The 19,084-nt window shown below is 52.0% G+C and carries 19 protein-coding genes and 1 tRNA gene; 15 read left to right on the top strand and 5 right to left on the bottom strand.

From position 1 onward, the window contains the following. Positions 1 to 17: 17 nt before the first annotated feature. A complete protein-coding gene (locus ACYQ04_RS04520; protein ID WP_460127674.1) occupies positions 18 to 485 on the top strand; it encodes a hypothetical protein in 468 nt (155 codons plus the stop codon). A gap of 379 nt (positions 486 to 864) precedes the next feature. Here ACYQ04_RS04520 and ACYQ04_RS04515 read toward each other — a convergent pair whose 3' ends face one another. Further along, positions 865 to 1,044: a hypothetical protein gene (locus ACYQ04_RS04515; RefSeq protein WP_460127672.1), complete on the bottom strand. Its 180-nt coding sequence runs from the start codon at positions 1,042 to 1,044 to the stop codon at positions 865 to 867. Between the two features lie 148 nt (positions 1,045 to 1,192). Here ACYQ04_RS04515 and ACYQ04_RS04510 point away from each other — a divergent pair, with 148 nt between their 5' ends. Together ACYQ04_RS04510 and ACYQ04_RS04505 are read left to right on the top strand one after the other, a co-directional pair. Beyond that, on the top strand, positions 1,193 to 2,146 hold the full coding sequence (locus tag ACYQ04_RS04510) for a hypothetical protein (RefSeq protein ID WP_460127671.1): 954 nt from the start codon (positions 1,193 to 1,195) through the stop codon (positions 2,144 to 2,146). Between the two features lie 116 nt (positions 2,147 to 2,262). Further along, entirely contained in the window at positions 2,263 to 2,706 is a 444-nt protein-coding gene (locus tag ACYQ04_RS04505; protein WP_460127669.1) for a hypothetical protein, read from the top strand. A gap of 634 nt (positions 2,707 to 3,340) precedes the next feature. Here ACYQ04_RS04505 and ACYQ04_RS04500 read toward each other — a convergent pair. Together ACYQ04_RS04500 and ACYQ04_RS04495 are read right to left on the bottom strand one after the other, a co-directional pair. After that, positions 3,341 to 3,417: transfer RNA gene (locus ACYQ04_RS04500), tRNA-Arg, on the bottom strand. Positions 3,418 to 3,480: 63 nt separating this feature from the next. After that, positions 3,481 to 5,958 (bottom strand): ABC transporter substrate-binding protein, encoded by a 2,478-nt coding sequence (locus ACYQ04_RS04495; RefSeq protein ID WP_460127667.1) that lies wholly within the window; start codon positions 5,956 to 5,958, stop codon positions 3,481 to 3,483. 270 nt (positions 5,959 to 6,228) lie between these two features. On the opposite strand from ACYQ04_RS04495, the gene ACYQ04_RS04490 reads away from it, so the two are divergent. The 12 genes from ACYQ04_RS04490 (at position 6,229) to ACYQ04_RS04435 (ending at position 17,144) form a co-directional block, all read left to right on the top strand. Further along, positions 6,229 to 8,124, top strand: a complete 1,896-nt coding sequence (locus tag ACYQ04_RS04490) for a phosphoadenosine phosphosulfate reductase domain-containing protein (protein WP_460127666.1) — start codon at positions 6,229 to 6,231, stop codon at positions 8,122 to 8,124. A gap of 174 nt (positions 8,125 to 8,298) precedes the next feature. Further along, the gene (locus ACYQ04_RS04485; RefSeq protein ID WP_460127663.1) at positions 8,299 to 9,048 is read left to right on the top strand and encodes a hypothetical protein; all 750 of its coding nucleotides are present in this window, start codon (positions 8,299 to 8,301) and stop codon (positions 9,046 to 9,048) included. A 47-nt stretch (positions 9,049 to 9,095) separates the two neighbouring features. Beyond that, on the top strand, positions 9,096 to 10,886 hold the full coding sequence (locus tag ACYQ04_RS04480; RefSeq protein WP_460127661.1) for a prenyltransferase/squalene oxidase repeat-containing protein: 1,791 nt from the start codon (positions 9,096 to 9,098) through the stop codon (positions 10,884 to 10,886). 45 nt (positions 10,887 to 10,931) lie between these two features. Next, on the top strand, positions 10,932 to 11,546 hold the full coding sequence (locus tag ACYQ04_RS04475; RefSeq protein WP_460129862.1) for an HVO_0476 family zinc finger protein: 615 nt from the start codon (positions 10,932 to 10,934) through the stop codon (positions 11,544 to 11,546). Positions 11,547 to 11,726: 180 nt separating this feature from the next. Next, complete coding sequence (locus ACYQ04_RS04470) at positions 11,727 to 12,908, top strand: V4R domain-containing protein (protein ID WP_460127659.1); 1,182 nt, start codon at positions 11,727 to 11,729, stop codon at positions 12,906 to 12,908. Between the two features lie 75 nt (positions 12,909 to 12,983). Continuing rightward, on the top strand, positions 12,984 to 13,355 hold the full coding sequence (rpl7ae, locus tag ACYQ04_RS04465; protein ID WP_042689830.1) for a 50S ribosomal protein L7Ae: 372 nt from the start codon (positions 12,984 to 12,986) through the stop codon (positions 13,353 to 13,355). 67 nt (positions 13,356 to 13,422) lie between these two features. Next, the gene (locus ACYQ04_RS04460) at positions 13,423 to 13,635 is read left to right on the top strand and encodes a 30S ribosomal protein S28e (protein WP_011250261.1); all 213 of its coding nucleotides are present in this window, start codon (positions 13,423 to 13,425) and stop codon (positions 13,633 to 13,635) included. Between the two features lie 2 nt (positions 13,636 to 13,637). After that, entirely contained in the window at positions 13,638 to 13,844 is a 207-nt protein-coding gene (locus ACYQ04_RS04455; protein ID WP_015859485.1) for a 50S ribosomal protein L24e, read from the top strand. 90 nt (positions 13,845 to 13,934) lie between these two features. Beyond that, the gene (gene ndk, locus ACYQ04_RS04450; protein ID WP_460129860.1) at positions 13,935 to 14,459 is read left to right on the top strand and encodes a nucleoside-diphosphate kinase; all 525 of its coding nucleotides are present in this window, start codon (positions 13,935 to 13,937) and stop codon (positions 14,457 to 14,459) included. A gap of 67 nt (positions 14,460 to 14,526) precedes the next feature. Beyond that, entirely contained in the window at positions 14,527 to 16,329 is a 1,803-nt protein-coding gene (infB, locus tag ACYQ04_RS04445; RefSeq protein ID WP_460129858.1) for a translation initiation factor IF-2, read from the top strand. Positions 16,330 to 16,395: 66 nt separating this feature from the next. Further along, positions 16,396 to 16,935: an NTP transferase domain-containing protein gene (locus ACYQ04_RS04440; RefSeq protein ID WP_460127655.1), complete on the top strand. Its 540-nt coding sequence runs from the start codon at positions 16,396 to 16,398 to the stop codon at positions 16,933 to 16,935. Continuing rightward, positions 16,932 to 17,144 (top strand): hypothetical protein, encoded by a 213-nt coding sequence (locus ACYQ04_RS04435; protein ID WP_460127653.1) that lies wholly within the window; start codon positions 16,932 to 16,934, stop codon positions 17,142 to 17,144. The genes ACYQ04_RS04440 and ACYQ04_RS04435 overlap by 4 nt, the downstream gene beginning before the upstream one ends. Before the next feature lie 149 nt (positions 17,145 to 17,293). On the opposite strand, the gene ACYQ04_RS04430 is transcribed toward ACYQ04_RS04435, so the two are convergent. Continuing rightward, positions 17,294 to 17,554, bottom strand: a complete 261-nt coding sequence (locus ACYQ04_RS04430) for a hypothetical protein (RefSeq protein WP_460127651.1) — start codon at positions 17,552 to 17,554, stop codon at positions 17,294 to 17,296. Between the two features lie 45 nt (positions 17,555 to 17,599). After that, positions 17,600 to 19,051, bottom strand: a complete 1,452-nt coding sequence (locus tag ACYQ04_RS04425) for a cobyric acid synthase (protein WP_460127650.1) — start codon at positions 19,049 to 19,051, stop codon at positions 17,600 to 17,602. Positions 19,052 to 19,084 lie beyond the last annotated feature (33 nt).

Genomic DNA, 19,084 nt, shown 5'->3' with positions numbered 1-19,084 from the left:
GAGGTTAAGGTGTTTGGGTGAAGATTATTATGGTGATGGTGATGGGAAAACAGAGGCCGAAGGATGATGGGACGGCCACCACTGGCCGATTTTATATCAGACAGGATTGCGCCTCAGTCAGCCCGAGGTTTGATGTCCACATCTACCCGTCGGCCATAGAGGAGAAGCCTGCCTTGAGAAGTTTCCTCTTCAAGTGCTCGGACTGGGAGTATACTCCGGTGGAGCTCCGGATTTACGGGGTCAGTGATAAGCCCATAACGACGCTCTTTGGGGCGAAAGTCAGTTATGTGGATTTGGCCCGCTTCAAGAAGAACACGAACAGTTACCGCTTTCAGCTCTCCATCCCAGCCCGCTTTTTGACCCTGATTAAGAAGGTCCTCAAGAATTTGCCCTCTTCAGGGCCCATAACGGTGAGGGTTGAAAAGAGGGATGGGTTCAGGAGAAAACTCATAGTCCTTGAGCTTCACGCTGACGAACTCAATTGAGTTTCCACTTCCCGATTGGACAAGTTTGTCCCCACAGAGAATATAGTTGAACACCCAAACGGCCCTCTGCGGCCTTCTTTTCCTGTTCTTGCCCTGTTGCCCGCAGGCGAAGTTCCACTTCGCAACGGGTATAAGATTAGGCTCCCCTAATTGGTTTTTACATACTTCAGCAGTTTGACCATACTCCGACCCAGACTTTTCCCGACTCTTCAACTTCAACTCACTTACCTGACCTGACTGACTGAAGACTGACTGCCAAGTGATTTTTCTTGGAAAAGTTTGGTTCTCAGTATGGGCAAACTGCTGAACTATGTAAAGCCTCACTCGCTTGGCATCTCTCCACTTCGCAACGGGTGTAAGATTAGGGGGCTCTAACCCTTCAAATTGTGAAGGGCACAGGCCCCTTCATATCCATCCAGAGGAGAAACAGTCCGAAGGCCACCCCGAGAATCGTTAGTTTGAAGGCCTCAACGGCCCCTACCAGGTGGCAGGTGGCCGCTTCAAGGGCTATCATCGCTGAAATTCTAACGAGGGCTTCGTTCAGGGTTGCGGTCCTCACACTCCCCCCCATAACTTGTCTTGGTCTATGGCCGTTTAAGCCTCACCACTCACGCGGGGAGGCTTAAGCAATTTCATCCCCTATATTAGTGGTGAAAGTTGTGGAGAAACTGGTAATAGGCCTATTGCTTGTTGGTGTAGCCGTCCTCGTGACTTACCACTACAAGGCTTCGGTTGTCGGCATACTGGGGATGTTCAGCGACAAGACGAACCGCCAGGTGATAGGAACCAACGATGAGCCTGCTTATCATCTTGAAGTCGTTGCGGCCCCGGGACAGGAGCTCAAGATGGTGCCCGACAACTCTTCAAGTGGGGTTTACAAGACCACAGTCCTCGTCATATCGGACAGGCCTTTGAAGGTGAACTCCAGTGTTCCGCTCGGGACGGACTTTCCGCTTGCTGGAACCCCAAGGGTTGAGAAGCTGGTGAAGGTTTCAAACACGAGCGATGGCAAGAGGGAGTATCTGTATGAGATTTCCCTGAAGGTCAGGGTTCAGAACGAGAGCAAAGTCCAGGGGTTCATCGGTGGCCACTTTGTTTACCTCACGGCGGATAAGGACACTGTGGGCTCCTCAACCTCGGGCTCTTCATCTCCTATTGCGAAGCCAATAACGAAAGTCTTTCAGGTAAATTCGAGCGATGAGATTATCAGGTTTGGCTTTTACCCAGCTCAGGGTGTCGCTGACGGTCGGAGTGTGACTTTGGAGTATTTCAGCCCCAGTGGCGAGGTTCTCAAGAACGGAACTCTCTACCAGCTCTCGGTGAACGACTCGCTCACGATAGCGAACATAACTGACGGTGCGAGCATCCAGCTCAATTTCCCGCTCAACACGACTCTAAAGCAGGATGTCGAGTATTATGTCAAGATTGAGATTGGGAACTTGTCCTCGGGAACCATAGTGGCCAATTACACTATTCCAGTCCCGCTTGATGAATACAAGAGTGTGGTCTTTTGCTTTGACAAGACTACTACGGTGAACTCGATGAGTTCGCAGTTCGTGGCGAACTTGGAAGAGCCTGACTCAGTTAGCGGGGTCATCTTTAGTGATGCTGAGGGTGGCCCGCTCTTGAAGTTGGGCGTCATCCTCGTGCCTCGTGGGTGATGGCTTTTTCATCTTCTCTCCCCCTTTTTCTGTGTTGGTTCTTGGACTCTCTTTGCGGTTGAAGGCCGTTCTCGGGGGGCATCACCACTGGTTGGTATGCTTAAGGTGACAACGCTATGATTTTAGTGGTGTCGGTAGTGGGTCGGAGCAAGAAGGTTGGCGTAAGTGAAGCCCGTTTGATACGGTCGCAGGAAGACTGGGGAAGATACTCATACAGGGTGTATGCTTATGTTGGGAAGATTCATCCCGATTTGACGGCGAGGCTTAATAAGAAGGTCAGCGAGGAGCTGGAAGTGAAGTTGAGGATTCTGAAGGGCAGGAAAAAGCTGGTTGAGGTTCCGTTCACGGCGACCCTTTTGAGGGTTGTGATGCTGGGGGTGAATAAGGAGGGCAGGAGTATTCATAAGGGGACGAGGTTCCAGTTCACTATCCCTCAGAGGGTGGTTACTCCTCTTGAGGATGTGCTTGGGTGGGAGCGGAATAGTTGGCCTGTTCAATTGTTTTTTGAGCACGATGAGCGGTTCGGTAGTGATTTTCTCGTGTGCGAGTTGAAGCTTTGAGGGCTTTTTTCAATCTTTTCTGCCCCCGCAACCTTAGCCCCGCTGAAGAGGCCCTGTTTTCACATAAGTTCTTCTTTTTGCCTGGTTATCCGAGTCCTATTTTGAGAGCCCCCGCTGTGCTCGTCTCGTGCGCAAAATTCAAGCCTGCCCCGAAACCTTAGGAGCGAGGGGCCGTAGCCTTAGCAGGATAGGGCGCCGGACTTCTAAGCCGGAGGGAGCGTAAAAAATTACTTTTGCCCCGTGTGCCCGTTTCGCAAGTTTTGACCCCAAATCGGAGCCCTTATAAGGCTGGAATTTGTACAACTTTTGTACAACACGGGTTTGGAGGTCACGGCTTTGGTGGTTAAGTTTTCTAAAACTCGCATAAAGAAAGGCCGTAGGGAGTATGAATATGCGGTTGCTCGATTTCCGTCAATCCTTGCCGGTAGAAGTTTCCAATACACTATTACAAAACTGGGTGGGCGTTTTTTGGTAGTGCTTTTGGAGGTTGGGCCGGGGGTTGTACAACCGTTGTACAACCGTCTTCCTGTGGAGGAGGGTTTTGGAGCTTCAATACTGGAGGTTTTGTTGGGTGCGTTGTTAACTCCAGTGAAAAACGGCAGTTGCTCCGTGAATTCGTCAAAAAACGCTTTGTTGGCGGGCCCGGCGGGATTCGAACCCGCGACCTCCGGCTTAGAAGGCCGGCGCCCTATCCTGCTAGGCTACGGGCCCTCGCTCCTAAGGTTTCGGGGCAGTTTTATAAAAGTTGCGGTGGGAATGAAAAGAAAAGAAAGCTCAGCGCCTTCTCCTGAGGAGGAGCGGTATTATTGCGAGTCCGACTATTGCGGCCGGACCGCAGATGCCCTTGCTGCTCTTCGAAGTGGTAGTGCTGCTCGTCGGAGCCTGAGTGCTGGTGGCACTGGCCCCGTTCGATGATGTCGCTCCACCCTGCCCCGCGGGCGTTATCGACCTCGTGGCGACAAAGCTTCCAAGGCCGCTTATTGGGTCAGGCATTGCGACGTTAACCCTGCTGTTTGTGAGGAAGAACCTCCAGGTTTCAACTGTGTATATCCTTGGGGAGTTGTAGATGTGAAGGGCATAGGCGAGCTTGTAGAGGTCCCAGAACTGGTTGATGTTGCTGATGCTAACGGTGAAGTCATTCTTAGTCCATGTGTTCTGAACGAGGAGCATATCGAAGTCGTATCCGGTCCAGTCAAGGAGGGGTCTGAGCTTGTTGGGGGTGTTGTAGTAAGTGAGGCCGAGCGAGGTTATGAACTTGTTAAGGTCGCCGTTGGAAACAGCATCAACGACCTGTCTGAGTTTGACCGGGTTGTGGTAGCCGGCACCCATGTTGGGGGCAACGTAGTAGTCGAGGAGCCAGAAGTCGGTGGCGGTGCTGGTAACCGGGTGGATTCCCCTAACGACCCAACCCTCGGTGTAGACCTGCCACTGAAGGGTGTGCGGATCCTGGTTGTAAACGTTCTTGTTGGCTATCGTTCTGTCCCACTTTATGAGGTCCACCTTGAAACCTGCCTTCTCGAGAACCTGGGCGACGTATTTACCCTCATCTAGCCTCTTATCTTCGGGGCGGGCAACGACCTTTATGGTGACTGGCTTGCCGTCAAAGTACCAGACACCATCCTTCTTTACAAGGCTGTGACCAGCGACCTTGAGCCTCTCGGCCGCGGCTGTCATGGTGCGGTCAATCATGTCGAGGGCGTACTGCTCGTCACCCTGTGGAGTGAGACCCAGGGCGCGTCTAACCGTGTCAATCCTCGCGTAGGCATCAGCCTGTCCGCTGACTTCGGGGCCGAAGAGGGGGGCGCCGCTTCCCTGAAGTATCTGGTTGACGAGGTACTGTCTGTTGATGAGCCAGTTGAGGGCGTACCTGACGCCGCGAAGGGCAAGCGGGTTGAACTTGATTCCAGAGGGGGTTTTAACGAGTCCGGTGCTCTCGTTGCCCACGAAGTTGAGGTTGAGGCTCCACCAAACGGCGATGCTCTTAATCGGTTTGAGGCTGTCTTTGTACTTCTGCAGGAGGCCTTGGAACTCGTTGTAGGTGATTGCGTACCAGTAAACGTCATAGTCGCCCTTGGCAACGGCCAGAATTGCAGTCTGGGGGTTGAGGGTCCCGTAGATGTCTATCTCTTTCCAGTAGGGCTCCCAAGGAAGCTTCTTGCCGTTGACCTCGCCGGGGAAGCCAATCCTCTCGTCGTCAGCGAGTCTGAGGATGACGGTCATGGACTTCGGGTTGTAGCTGTAAACGTAGTAGGGACCATCGCTTATTATAGCGTTCTTGTACTTCTCGGTCCAGCTTATTATGCCCTCGTAGCCCTTCTTAGCGAGCTCGGGGGTGAGTCCAGCCTTATCGGGGGTAAGTCCCCACATCCGAAGGTAGGAGTTAAGCTCGCTCTCGTTCCCCAGCCAGATGGGTATTAGCTTCCCGCTCTCGAGTATTTTCTTTGCCTCGGCCGCGAAGTATGGGGCTTGGTTCGGGTCAATCATGTCGAGGTGGAACCCGTTCTGGGGCTGGGTATCCCAGGAAAACGCCTTGCCGTTGACACCGTTGGCCACCATCTGAACCGAGACGTAGAACAGCTCCCATGGGAATGAGGGCTTAACGAAGTAGTTTCCAACGGCAGTTCCCCACTTGCTGTACGGGACCACGTAGTTCTGGTAGATTGTGTACTCAACGTACCTGTCGGTGACGTTGTCAATCTTAAGGCCGAGAACCTTTGGAAGGGACGTTAGGAGTGCGTTGGCCCAGGCCTGGTCGTAGTACTTGTCGTTCTTGCCGTTCTGGTAGCTCCACTCCCAGTCCATGGCGTAGCTGAAGAGGTAGTCTGCAAGGGTTATTGGCTGGCCGTCCTGCCAAGTTCCGAGGCCACACTTCCAGGTGACGGCGCTCTTGGCTATCTTCCCGGTGTTGGGGGAGACCCACTTCTTCTGGGTTCCGTTCCAGATTATAGCATCGGCCGGAACCTGAACGTTGTACTTGATGCCAACGAGCTCACAGCGGTAGTTGTGGAACTGAACGTCCGAACCGGTGACCACTGCGGGGTCGCTGAGGAAGTACCAGACCCTGCTCGTGTAAGTGTCGGTCATCCCGTTGGGAGATGGATTGAAAACACCCATGAAGAGGCTGCCCTGGGCGGCGAGCTGGACTATCTTGAGCTTGTCCCCCGGGACGTTCTGAGCATTGACCGGATTTGAAACTGCAAGTACGCTCGCGAGAACGAGCAGGGCGAGTGCTACTCCAATGCCCTTCTTCATGTGCTCACCTCCATACATGCCATTACCCCTAGTTATAGACCTTCTTAAATCTTACTGTCACATTTTTAGTCCTAAAATATCCCTAATAGACACAATTTAGCGTCGATGTCTTGCCCATTAAAGCGTGGGATTAATAAGTCTCTGAATGTTCCTTTGTTGAATGCGTGGGTTCTGTCACCCTCATTGCCACCCATAGTTTTACAACAATGTAAAACTTAGGGCGCCACCGGGTTTATAAACCCCTTCCCCATTTCAGCCTCAGGTGAGAGCATGGGGAGACCGGTTTTCCTTGGAAAGGCTTACATAAACTGGTGCGAGAAGTGCAACGTCCCGCTCATCGGCGATAGCTGTGCCGTTCACGGAAAGGAGGGAATATTCCGCCTTAACATTACTCCCCCCGGCGATTTGAGGTTCGCCTTTGAGAAGGACCTGGAGTTCATAAAGTCAGTCTTCGTGGAGCACTTTGGCGTTGACGTCGGAGAGATCCTCGACGGAAAGGTCGTCCTCCTCAACAAGCTCCCGAGCGAGGACGATGCCTACGAAATCATCGTGGACGGCTACGTTTTCGGTTACATCAAGTTCGACCCGGTTGAGCTCCGCTGGAAGGCCGGCCTGAAGGTTGAAGGTGCCATAGCGCTCTGGAAGCGCTTTGGAAAGAGAATGAAGAAGTGGGTTATAGTTGACAGAGGTGCCGTCGAGCCGATAAAAAACGGGGCAAACCTCTTGGCTGTCGGTGTCCTTGAAGCCGACCCGAGCATAAGGGTGGACGACGATGTGATTCTCGTCTCCGAGGACGGCGAAGTCTTTGCGACGGGAATAGCGAAGAAGGACTACGAGGCCCTAATACGGGGCGAGCGCGGAACGGGGGTCAAGCCGAAGAGGCAGAAAAGCGTCAACTACCGCGAGGGAAGAAAGGCAACGATGGAGGACGTTCTAAGGGCGAACGCGATAGCGCTCGAGGAGAAGGTCATGAAAAGCCGGGAGTTCATGCGGAAAGTGGCGAGCAGGTACTCGGACTTACCCGTTGCCGTTGCCTTCTCTGGCGGAAAGGACAGCCTGGCCGTTCTCGGGCTGGCCCTGGAGGAGTTTGGTGGGGACTTCACCGTCTTCTTCAACAACACCGGAATCGAGTTCCCGGAGACGATAGAATATGTGGAGAAGCTGAGGAAGGAGCTTGAGCCGAAGGGTATAAAGTTCGTTGTTGCGGACGCTGAAGACACCTTCTGGAGGGCGCTATACGTTTTCTCACCGCCCGGTCGCGACTACCGCTGGTGCTGTAAGGTCACGAAGCTCGGCCCGATAACCCTCGCTATAAAGGAGAACTATCCGAAAGGAGTGCTCATGTTCGTCGGCCAGAGGAAATACGAGAGCATAAAGCGCTTTAAGCAGCCGCGCGTGTGGAGGAACGAGTGGGTGCCCAACGAGATAGGAGCTTCCCCGATATTCCACTGGCGCGCAATTGAGGTGTGGCTCTACATCTTCAGCAGAAAACTGCCCTACAACCCGCTCTACGAGCGCGGTTTTGACAGGATAGGCTGTTTCCTTTGCCCGAGCGCTTCTTTAGCAGAGTTCGAGAGGCTCAAGCGCGAGAAGCCCGAGCTCTGGGAGAAGTGGAGGAAGGCGCTGGAGCACTGGAGGAAGCGCTTCGGCCTTCCAGAGGAGTGGATTACCTACGGCTTCTGGCGCTGGAAGAAGCTCAGCAAGGGCGAGAAGGCCATAGCGAGGAAGCTTGGCGTTGATATTCCCGAGGAGCGCTCGTGGGAGCCAGTTAAGGTTAAAATTGAGGAGACAGGCGAGGGTTACGAGCTGGAATTCAACACAGTTCTCAACAAAAAGCGCCTCCTCCAGGTCGCGCCGATACTTGGCGAGGTGAGCGTTGAAGGGGATGTGGTAAGGGCCGGCGAGGCCGAGTTCTTCACGGGGACGAGGAAAGCAAAGGCCCCCGACGAGAGGGAAGCGATTAGCGCCTATCACCTCGTCAAGCGTGCCTACGAGTGCGTCGGCTGCGGCGTCTGCGTGGGAAAATGCCCAGAGGGGGCTTTGAGCATAGACCCGCTCAGCAGGAAGATAGTGGTGGACTGGAACCGCTGTACGCACTGCAGGGAGTGCATGGACGTCTGCCCGCTTTTGAAGATTAAGAACCCTGAGGAAGGGAGCCAGCTTTAATGATTTTGCGAACTTTGTCTACCTAAGCTTTTAATTTTTAAAATGTAAAATTTGCCAATAGATAGTACAATATTCTAAACAATGACTACATTAAGCATGTACTACAATTAACCAAAAATTTTAAGTACTTTTAATGTGCTACATTAAAATGACCACCCATTTGGAGGTGGTTAAATGCGACAGAAAGTAGTATGGTTTACGACACTGTTGTTGGTAGTGGCCGTGTTCCAAGGAGTGAGCGCCACCGGCTACAGCAAACAACTTGGAGTCAGCACATACACGCTGTATGTACATGACCAGAAGATTCCAATAATTGCAAAGAACGGGGTAATACAGATTCCCAACACTCCTGGACTTGACAGAAAAGAGGTTTTCATGGCAGTGAACAGATACTTTTCTCTCAGACACAGACAACTACTAGGAGCATCAAGTCATTGGATAGGGTCAAGCTCTGACTACGAACAAAGAGAGGCTTTCAGCGTACCACATCAAGGCGACGTTTACATCTCTGCATATGCATCTCTGAATATTGAAAAGGACCAATTTTCCGTGGTGGCAGTAGGCGGATACTCTTCGGCGGCCTGCTGGATTCAGCCATACGACTACTGGTGGTCCCAGGACTATCGGGCAGAGAATTTAACCCTAGGGGTTGAATTGAGGTTCGTTGCCATTAGGGGTTCCGTCCACATCTCAATACCACCAGGGATAGATTTTCAGGGAACTTCCGATGAAACGAAATACAGCATAACACTTCACAACACTGATTATGCTGGGGTAGACTTTGATAACATAGAGGCAACTGCACTTTTTGGCATATGGCGTGTGGAGGATCATACTATCGGGACATTTTATTTCAGCAAAGCCCGGGGGACTGAATATATACAGGGGGCTAACGTTATTAAGGTTAGGAGGGAGTCACATTGAAAAGAAAATTTTTCTTTTCTTCTCTTTTAATATTATTAATTTTTTTGTTGGGGATATACTGGAAGACCGGATGGAGCGGAAGCAATGGAAACAACGCTATTGAAAACAGTGGGACAACAACAAAACTCAGCTGTCTCCCAACGCGTCTCAATCTCTCCACGTTTCTTGGTGAATCATGGATTAACTACACCTCCCGGAGGTTGCATCTTGCCGAGTGTCCAGAAGGGGGTTTCACTGAAATTGACGATACAATAACCCCCGACATTGTCTCAACGTACTACTTTGTGACGGCACTAAAGATGATTAACCAAACCCCATACAACAGACTTCAGACTATAAAATGGCTTCATGAGAATGAGAGAAATCTTTTTGAAAATACGACAAGTGATTATACCGCTGACTTCCCTAAATTCTGGATAGTCTACTATGGTGTTATGACTCTGTCAATGTTAAACTCTTCTCCCAAAAATCCAGATAGAATTATAAGTTTCATATTAAGTATGAAGCAGAGAAACGGTTCTTTTGTGTACAAAGGAATGGACTTTACTCCACAACCCATCGAGCTTCTCCATGTCCTTGGATACAATTTAAGCAGTCTCACCAAGACAAGGGAATATTGTATTGAGCAGTTTGAAAACCTGACGGTGCCAGATGGATATGATGGCCTCCAATTTATGAACTTTCTCTTTAACTTTCCCTATTATACAAAGTGCCTAAAACTATTGGGTGTCAACTATACAAAATTGAGAGGATACCACCGAGACCTCTTGTTCATACAAAACCTTTCCAGAAACATAAAGACAATAATAAGCTACCGGCCACCGCTTTTTATCATAGCCCATGTAGCCCAACTACTCAGGGAGTATCACCTGCTGAATAGCACTGTCTCCAACGAGATTTACAATTACGTTATCTCCCAAGAATTGCCCGATGGGGGCTTTAACCTCTTTGGAAAGAACTACGGAGAGTTTCAGGGAACGTATTATGCAGTGAAAGCTATTGTAGCAGTTGGCAGAAAACCCGACAGAAAAACAATAGACTTTATACACAGTTGGGAGAGTCCCCTCGGAGGCTTTGGCTTTCCATTTCAAAAAACCTGCGGACCAATATTAACATACATGGCTGTTTACGTTGCTAAGAAAATAGGAATGCCCCTTAACAAAACTAAGCTGGAGGGGTATCTTGAAAACGCTCTCCGCAATAGATGGCCCTACGGCCAGGATGATCCCGGTGCTTTATACGCCGTCTACTTTACGTATAAAGAGCTTAACCTCACAATTGATTCCAATGACTTGAACTACCTAAAAAATGAAACGATACGGCTGATACGATTGTACTTAACTCATAAACGGGAGGACCTTTTGATGGACGATGGATGGATATCACTCATAGAGCTTGGAAATTCAATAGGGATTAAGCTAAGTCCAAAGACCAAATCTGAACTGATTAGGGAGATACTTTCCAAGAAAAACGATGATGGAACGTTTGGAATCGAGAATGGAACTGGAGTAATCTTCTACCAAACAACAAATGCAGTAATGCTCCTCTACGCCCTTGGGTACAACTACAATGACACTGACACTCTTCAGTATCTCTTAAGAACAATGCACGATGGAGGTTGGGGTTACCCAGACCTCTACAATACCTATAGAGTTGTAGAAGCGCTGACACATATGGGCCACTGTCCAGAAAATATCCAGAGTTTGATAGGCTTTATCCACTCATTAAAATATAAATATGGAGGTTTCCTGTTTTATAGAGGGGCAGATTACTATGGGGGACTTCAGGAAACCTACTATGCCCTTAGGATTTTGGAGCTGATAGGGGCCATTAATTAGGCACCTTTATAAGCCCCTTCTCTTTTCCCTACTCCGGTGAGAGACATGGAGGAGTACTTCATCTGTCCCGAGTGCGGTAGCGATGACGTTGAGGTCATCAAAGAGCGCGGAAGGGAGCTTACCCTTCGCTGTAACGAGTGCGGTAACGTCTGGCACGTGACGCTTCCGAAGCTCGTCAAAGTCCCGCTCATCGTTAGCAAGCACGAGAGGAGCTTCAAGAGCGAGGCAGAGCTTCCCGAGGGCGAGGAGATTAGAGTCGGCGATATAGTTGAGACCGAGGAGGATGAGGTAAGGATTACCGGAATCGAGCTGGAAGGAGGAAAGAGGGTGAACCGGGCGAAGGTCGGCGAGATAGTGACTCTCTGGGGCGAGAGCTTGACCTATCCAAAGGTCATCAAGGTGTCGGTTTACATGCCAAAGGGACTCACGCAGTCCTTCCGCGTGAAGGTTCCTCGAGATGAGGAGTTCGCCGTCGGCGAGGTGGTTGAAGTCGGGGGCTACACCTTCAGGATTGAGAAGATTAAGACCGAGCGCAAGATGCTCCACCACGGGAAGGCCAAAGCCGACGAGATAGTCGCCCTCATGGGCCATCACATCCCCCGCGCGAGGGCGAGGAGGAGCCTTGAGCTTTACCGGGGCTACGATAGGGAGAACCGCTAATCACATGATGTCGTGATGAGTTTCTTTATTTCCTGACCTCCGGGATGATGAGCTTGGCCGCTCCTGAGGTTGGGCATACGTTTCATTTTGTATTCCAACCTCTCGTGTTTCCTTTCTAATGTTCATCGTACTACACGCAAAGGTTATAAGATGGCACAGTAAGCCCCCAATGGTGATAAAATGCTATCACTGGGAGTGAGACAACTCGATGATATACTGGGTGGTGGGGTCGAAGAAGAGTCAAGTGTTGCGTTCGTTGGTTCAATAGAGTATGATAACGTCATACTCATGCACCAGGCAGTTTTACAGGCCCTCCGAGACGGTAAGAGGGTCCTTCTCGTGGATTTCAGGCAGCCCCCTCCAACCCTCCTAAAGGAGTTAAAAAACCACGGTATAGATTACGAACCATTCATGGGGAAATCTCTCACGATTCTCGATGGATACTCCAACCTTTACGGTCAGGCTACCCAGTCCGGAAAAGATGTTCTACCAAACCCCCTTGACCTTGGAATCACGACGGCGATAATAAAAGAAGCACTCCAAAAGAGGAACTATGAAATCCTGGTTATAGACGATGTGACATCCCAGTACACCCTCCAATCGAACCCTAAAATTTACATAAAGGCTGTTGTGAGACTCGTCAATTCGGTTAAGTCCCTTGGCAAGACGACGTTCGTTGCCGTGTGCTCCGATGTCTTTGAGCGTTCAGACCTCGCGGCAATACTGATACCTTTTGATTACATAATCGAGGCATCCAACGGAAAAATCACCATCAAAAGGACCCTCCAGCCCCTCCGTGTTCTTGAGCCCAAATTTGCTTACGTAAGGACCAAAGCCGGCATAAACCCGGTGAAGGAACACTATCAGAGCCTTGAGGGTCTGAAGACCCACTTAAAAGCCGAGGAAGATGGGACCATATGGATTGGGGATGTGCGAGTCCAGATAACAGAAGAACCGGCAGAGAGAAGTTTGATAGAAACCGTTTACGATTTTCTTGGACCTGAAAAAGGGAAGGAATTGCTCTACGCTTGGGGCAAAAAGCAGTTCCTTGGCTATGGAGAATACTCAAAGAAGCACAGCTCGAACGTGGAAGAAGCTCTTGAGGACCTCTTCAAGTTCACGATGGCAGGAGGGGGAGGAAAGCTCGAACTCGTTGAACTTTCAGATTCCGTTGTCATAGCTAGGGGCACCAACCTGTTCCCGGGTGGAAAAGGTTATCCCTATCCGTTTCACCCCCATTACGCGGGTTCACTTGCGCAGTTTTTGACTGAGTTCACGGGCGAGCGCTGGGAAGGAGAGGAGACCAAGTGCGAGGCGATGGGCGCGGAACACTGCGAGTTCGTGCTGAGAAAGATGACGTAGCGAAACCCTTTTAAATTCTCGCCCAAACTCCCCTCGCAAAACCGGATGAACGATGAGGTTTCGGAGGGATGAAAGATGGCGAAGCCGAGCTACGTGAAGTTTGAGGTTCCCCAGGAGCTTGCCGAGAAGGCCCTTGAGGCCGTTGAGATAGCCAGGGACACCGGAAGGATAAGGAAGGGTACCAACGAGACCACCAAGGCCGTCGAGAGGGGCCAGGCCAAGCTCGTTATAATAGCTGAGGACGTTGACCCCGAGGAGATAGTTGCCCACCTTCCGCCACTCTGTGAGGAGAAGGAGATTCCGTACATCTACGTTCCGAGCAAGAAGGAACTCGGCGCCGCCGCTGGAATCGAGGTTCCGGCCGCGAGCGTCGCCATCATCGAGCCCGGCAAGGCCCGCGAGCTCGTTGAGGAGATTGCCACGAAGGTTAGGGAGCTCATGAAGTGAGCTCCTCTTCCTTCCTTATCACGAAAGGTTTAAGGTTCATCCCGCGAGTCTTTACGAGGTGTGAGGTATGAGCGACGAAGGCTACCCCGCCGAGGTTATCGAAATCGTTGGAAGAACCGGCGTCACCGGTGGCGTTACCCAGGTCAAGGTCAGAATCCTCGAGGGGCGCGACAAGGGTCGCGTCATCAGGAGGAACGTTAAGGGTCCCGTTCGCGTCGGCGACATAGTCATCCTCAGGGAGACCGAGCGTGAGGCGAGAGAAATCAGGAGGAGGCGTTGAAAATGGCCCGCTGGAACGTCTGCTCCTACTGCGGAAGGGAGTTCGAGCCGGGAACGGGCAAGATGTTCGTCAGGAACGACGGCAGAGTGCTCTTCTTCTGCTCCAGTAAGTGCGAGAAACTCTACTTCATGGGCAGGAACCCGAGGAAGCTCAAGTGGACCAAGGCCTTCCAGGAGGCTCGCCTTCAGAGAGCCAAGAGGAGGAAGTGATTTCTTTCTTTTCAATCCTTTCCAACTGTTTCTACCAAGGCTCCAAAAAACCTATTAACCGCGCACCCCATTCTATAAGCGGTGTTGCCGATGGCCGAGAAGCAGATAGAGAGAACCCTCGTTATTCTGAAGCCGGACGCCGTTGTCAGGGGCCTCATGGGCGAAATCATAAGCCGTTTTGAAAAGAAGGGCCTCAAAATCGTCGGAATGAAGATGATATGGATTGACCGCGAGCTCGCTGAAAAGCACTACGAGGAGCACAGGGGCAAGCCCTTCTTCAACGCCCTCATAGACTACATCACCAAGGCCCCGAGTGTCGTGATGGTCGTGGAGGGCAGATACGCAATAAGCGTCGTCAGGAAGATGGCCGGCGCGACCGACCCGAAGGACGCTGAGCCCGGAAGCATAAGGGGCGACTACGGCCTCGACGTCGGCGATGCGATATACAACGTTATCCACGCCTCCGACAGCCCCGAGAGCGCTGAGAGGGAGATAAGCCTCTACTTCAAGCCGGAGGAGCTCTACAGCTACTGTAAAGCGGCGGACTGGTTCTACCACACCCACGCGCGGGCCAAAAAGGAGTACCTCGACACGATGGACTGCCTTGAAAGGTGACTCCCTTCCGTGTCTTTTCTCTTCCCCCGAACCCTTTAAAAGGCCAGCCATGAGTTATGCTCAGGTGATGAAGATGGCAAAGAGGATTAGACAGCCCATCATAGCGGTTCTCGGTCACGTTGACCACGGAAAGACGACGCTCCTTGACAGGATTAGGCGGACGAACGTCGCCGGCAAGGAAGCGGGCGGAATAACCCAGCACATCGGAGCGACGGAGGTTCCGATTGACGTCGTCAAACAGCTCGCCGGACCGCTAATAAAGCTCTGGAAGGGCGAGATAAAGCTTCCGGGCCTGCTCTTCATCGATACACCCGGCCACGAAGCCTTCACGAGCCTGCGCGCGAGGGGAGGAAGCTTAGCCGATTTAGCCGTTCTCGTTGTTGACATCAACGAGGGCTTTCAGCCCCAGACGATAGAGAGCATCGAGATACTCAGGAGGTACAGGACGCCCTTCATAGTCGCCGCCAACAAGATAGACAGGATAAAGGGCTGGGTCGTCGAGGAGGACGAGCCGTTTTTGGTCAACATCAAGAAGCAGGACCAGAGGGCCGTTCAGGAGCTCGAAACCAAGCTCTGGGAGCTCATCGGCAAGTTCTACGAGCTTGGCTTCCAGGCAAACCGCTTCGACCGCGTTCAGGACTTCACCCGGGAGCTGGCGATAGTCCCGATTTCGGCCAAATACGGCATAGGCGTTCCTGAACTGCTCGTTCTCATCGCGGGTCTCAGCCAGAAGTACCTCGAGCAGAAGCTCAAGATAGAGGTCGAGGGACCGGCGCGCGGAACGATTCTCGAGGTCAGGGAAGAGCTGGGCCTCGGAACAACGATAGACGTCATCATCTACGACGGAACGCTGAGGAAGGACGACACAATCGTCGTCGGCGGAAAGGACAAGGCGATAGTTACGAAAATCCGCGCGCTCCTTAAGCCCAAGCCCCTTGATGAAATTCGCGACCCGCGCTTCCGCTTCGACCAAGTTGACGAGGTAACAGCCGCGGCGGGTGTGAAGATAGCCGCACCGGGTCTCGAAGAGGCCCTGGCCGGTTCACCGGTAATAGCCGCGAGGAGCGAGGAGGAAGTAGAGAGGGCCAAGCAGGAAATCCTGAACCAGATACAGAGCGTCGTCATAAGCACTGGTAAAATAGGTGTCATCGTCAAGGCCGACACCCTCGGAAGCCTCGAAGCTTTGAGCAAGGAGCTTCAGGAGAAGGGCATTCCAATAAGGAAGGCCGACGTTGGAAACATCAGCAAGACCGATGTCATGGAGGCTTTAAGCGTCCGCGAGGAGGAGCCGAAGTACGGCGTCGTCCTCGGCTTCAACGTCAAGGTTAATGAAGACGCGGAGGAGGTCGCGAAGGCCAAGGGTGTGCCGATTTTCGTAGGGAACATCATCTACAAGCTCATAGAGGACTACGAGGCCTGGGTGAAGGCAGAGGAAGAAAAGAAGAAGCGCGAGCTACTCAAGAACGTTACCTTCCCGGGCGTCATCAAGCTCTACCCTGACGAGCGCTACGTCTTCAGGAGGAGCAAGCCGGCAATAGTCGGTGTCGAGGTCCTCGAGGGCAGGATAAGGCCAGGAGTGACCCTCATCAAGGAAACGGGCGAGAAAGTCGGCGTCATCAAGTCCATCAAGAACAAGAACGACTTCGTTCAGGAGGCCAAGAAGGGGGACGCCGTTGCCATAGCGATTGAGGGGGCGATAGTTGGCAGGCACATCCACCCCGGCGAGACCCTCTACGTTGACCTTACCAAGAACGACGTCATAATACTTCTCAAACAGCTCAAGAACGAGCTCGATGAGAGCGACCTGAGGGCCCTCAAGATGACCGCCAAGGTCAAGGCCAAGGAGGACCCCTTCTGGAGGGCGGTTTGAGTTTTCTTGCCCTTCAATTTTAGTTCTTTGCAGAGGCCGATGTGTATGCACTCACCAGGGGTTCCCATGATAGTTATCATGGCCGGCGGACGTTCCAGCAGGATGGGGCGGGAAAAGCCAGTTCTGAAGGTCGGCGGAGTGCCGATGCTCCTTAGGGTCTACCGTGAGGCCGAGAGAGCTAGTGAGGCAGTTGTCGCCCTCTCAAAAAATGCACCGAAAACGAGGAAGCTGTGTCTCCGCGAGGGAATTCCTTTCGTCGAGACGCCTGGAAACGGCTACGTTGAGGACGTTAAGTGGCTCCTCCGCGAGTTCGGGCCGTTCATCAGCGTCTCCGCGGATTTACCCTTCGTTAAAGCGAGCGATATAGCCCAGATGTCAGGAGCCTTTGACGGGAAAACGAGCCTTACAGGTGTTCTACCGCTAAAGCTGGTTCCAAAGGATCTGAAGCCCGTCATTTACAGGGGCTACGTGATAGTTGGCTTGAACGCCGTCGGAACCGAGGGGGAGCGGTTCTTCGAGCTGAGAAACCCGTTGCTCGCTTTGAACGTCAACACGCCGGAAGAGTTAAAGCTCGCGGAGAGGATAGCGGGGCTGGTGGGAAGATGAGGGGGAGCGAGGTTAAGGGAGCGGTGGCATTCGTCATCTTTCTGGCGCTCACCGTGCTGTTCCTTCTCGGCTTCCTGCTCTTCGCGGTGGTTTTAATTGTGGTTGGCCTGCTGGTCTTTCTCGGGTTTTACGTATACATTCGCCTGAAGCTCTGGTGGATAAGTAGGTATCCGCCGAAGGAGCTGGAGAGGCCGGAGGATTATTTTTGAGAAGCGAAAAATTTTTAACTTATTTTCTGGCTATTCTAGCTATAGCTACAAAGAACGGGGGATATCATGATGGATAAAGATACTCGGTTTTGGTTGGTGGTTGTATTCTTTGCTCTTCTTACAGTTGGAATATTCCTTTATTCGACGTCTTATGTCCAGACAGTAGTAACATGCAACTGTACTACTAGTACAGCAAGTGTACACTCGACTATCTGCACATGTATACCGAAAACTGATAATGATGCCTTATTTGCACAGTATATTCTTGTCCCCCTCCTTGTTAGTGCCACAATATCCTTGATAACATTGAAAATTGAGAGAGATACATAGGTTTGCTTTTCTCCTTTCTTTGAGGGAGTATTCTTTTCTTTTACCTCCACATTCGCAATGCTTCTCCCGGCTTTTCTCATTAGAAAAGAGAGAAAAGAGCTCATAAAAATAAGGGTAGGGAACTCTCAGAGTCCCAGCTCCTCTAAAATCCTCTCGATGTCGAGGTTCTTCTCAACAACTCCCGCGAACCTCTCTATTTCCCCCTCGATGCTCCAACGCTCAACAGAGACAGGCTCAAGGCCCTTCTCAGCCCGCAGGAAGTTGAGGAAGCGCTCCGTGAAGGCGAAGTTGTGGAATATCCCGTGCAGGTAAGTCCCGAAGGCCCTCTCGCCTATCGCTCCCTCAGGCTCGAAGGCTCTGGCGCCGTTGATTGCCCTAATCACCGAGAACGGCCTCTCCGAGACGCTCCTTCCAAAGCGTATCTCGTAGCCCTCGACGGCCATTCCTTTAGCAGGTTCCCAGAGAACCTCGGCACTCAGGTGGTTCGTTCTCTTGGTTTTCTCGAAGACGGTCTTAGCCGGAAGGAGGCCGATTCCTCTGACTGCTCCGTGCTTTGATTCGACATTGTCGATGATTTTTTCTCCCAGCATCTGGAAGCCTCCGCAGATTCCGACTACAAAGGAACCCTCGCGGTGGGCCTCAATTATCGCGTCCTCAAAGCCCTCCCTCCTCAGCCAGAGCAAATCCTCGACCGTGTTCTTGCTCCCGGGGATTATTATCACGTCCCCCTTGAGCTCCTCCGGCTTTGTCACATAGTCAACGCCGTTCGCCCAGTGCAGGGGCTCGAAGTCCGTGAAGTTGCTTATGTGGGGAAGTTTGATTATCTGGATGTGGAGCTCGCCCCTCACCTTGGGAAACTCCGTCAGGGAGTCCCCTTCCGGGAGGCGGTGCTCAACGTAGGGTATAACGCCAAGGGTCGGCTTCCCGTAGCGTTTCTCGAGGTACTCAAAGCCCGGCTTTAGGAGGGAAGCGTCGCCTCTAAACTTGTTGAAGACGAAGCCAATTATTGCGTCCCTCTCCTCCTGTTTCAGAAGCTCCATCGTGCCGACTATGCTCGCGAAGCTTCCCCCTCGGTCTATATCAGTGACGATGATTCCCTTCGCCTTTGCGTGAAGCATGACGCGCGTGTTGGCTATGTCGTAGTCTTTTAGATTAATCTCGACCGGACTGCCCGCCCCTTCGATTATGACGAGGTCGTGGTTCTCCTTCAGCTCGTCCAGAACGGCCATCGCCTTCCTGAAGAGTTCTTCCTTTCGCGAGAGCATGTAATCCCTTGCCGAAACGCTCCCAATCGGCTTTCCCATGAAGACGACCTGGCTCCTCATATTTCCTTCGGGCTTGAGCAAAATTGGATTAAACTTCACGCTCGGCCTTTTCCTGCACGCTATCGCCTGCAGATACTGCGCCCTGCTTATCTCGCCACCCTCGATGCTCGGGGCCGAGTTCAGGCTCATGTTCTGGCTCTTGAAGGGCACGACGTCGTAGCCGAGGTTCGAGAAAATCCTGCATAAGGCCGTAACGAGGAGCGACTTGCCGGCTCCGGAAGAGGTTCCAAGGACCATCAAAGCCTTTCCCATCTCCAACCCCAAAGCCTATAAGTGGGACTGGAT

It is taken from the genome of Thermococcus prieurii, assembly GCF_054657655.1.
This window is presented reverse-complemented; position numbering and strand designations above follow the sequence as displayed.

Excerpts from the sequence above, each read along its gene's own strand:
- ACYQ04_RS04505 (WP_460127669.1), top strand. The coding sequence starts at position 2,263 with ATGATTTTAGTGGTGTCGGTAGTGGGTCGGAGCAAGAAGGTTGGCGTA.
- ACYQ04_RS04495 (WP_460127667.1), bottom strand. The coding sequence starts at position 5,958 with ATGAAGAAGGGCATTGGAGTAGCACTCGCCCTGCTCGTTCTCGCGAGC.
- ACYQ04_RS04490 (WP_460127666.1), top strand. The coding sequence starts at position 6,229 with ATGGGGAGACCGGTTTTCCTTGGAAAGGCTTACATAAACTGGTGCGAG.
- ACYQ04_RS04485 (WP_460127663.1), top strand. The coding sequence starts at position 8,299 with ATGCGACAGAAAGTAGTATGGTTTACGACACTGTTGTTGGTAGTGGCC.
- ACYQ04_RS04475 (WP_460129862.1), top strand. The coding sequence starts at position 10,932 with ATGGAGGAGTACTTCATCTGTCCCGAGTGCGGTAGCGATGACGTTGAG.
- ACYQ04_RS04470 (WP_460127659.1), top strand. The coding sequence starts at position 11,727 with ATGCTATCACTGGGAGTGAGACAACTCGATGATATACTGGGTGGTGGG.
- rpl7ae (WP_042689830.1), top strand. The coding sequence starts at position 12,984 with ATGGCGAAGCCGAGCTACGTGAAGTTTGAGGTTCCCCAGGAGCTTGCC.
- ACYQ04_RS04460 (WP_011250261.1), top strand. The coding sequence starts at position 13,423 with ATGAGCGACGAAGGCTACCCCGCCGAGGTTATCGAAATCGTTGGAAGA.
- ACYQ04_RS04455 (WP_015859485.1), top strand. The coding sequence starts at position 13,638 with ATGGCCCGCTGGAACGTCTGCTCCTACTGCGGAAGGGAGTTCGAGCCG.
- ndk (WP_460129860.1), top strand. The coding sequence starts at position 13,935 with ATGGCCGAGAAGCAGATAGAGAGAACCCTCGTTATTCTGAAGCCGGAC.
- infB (WP_460129858.1), top strand. The coding sequence starts at position 14,527 with ATGAAGATGGCAAAGAGGATTAGACAGCCCATCATAGCGGTTCTCGGT.
- ACYQ04_RS04440 (WP_460127655.1), top strand. The coding sequence starts at position 16,396 with ATGATAGTTATCATGGCCGGCGGACGTTCCAGCAGGATGGGGCGGGAA.
- ACYQ04_RS04435 (WP_460127653.1), top strand. The coding sequence starts at position 16,932 with ATGAGGGGGAGCGAGGTTAAGGGAGCGGTGGCATTCGTCATCTTTCTG.
- ACYQ04_RS04430 (WP_460127651.1), bottom strand. The coding sequence starts at position 17,554 with ATGAGAAAAGCCGGGAGAAGCATTGCGAATGTGGAGGTAAAAGAAAAG.
- ACYQ04_RS04425 (WP_460127650.1), bottom strand. The coding sequence starts at position 19,051 with ATGGGAAAGGCTTTGATGGTCCTTGGAACCTCTTCCGGAGCCGGCAAG.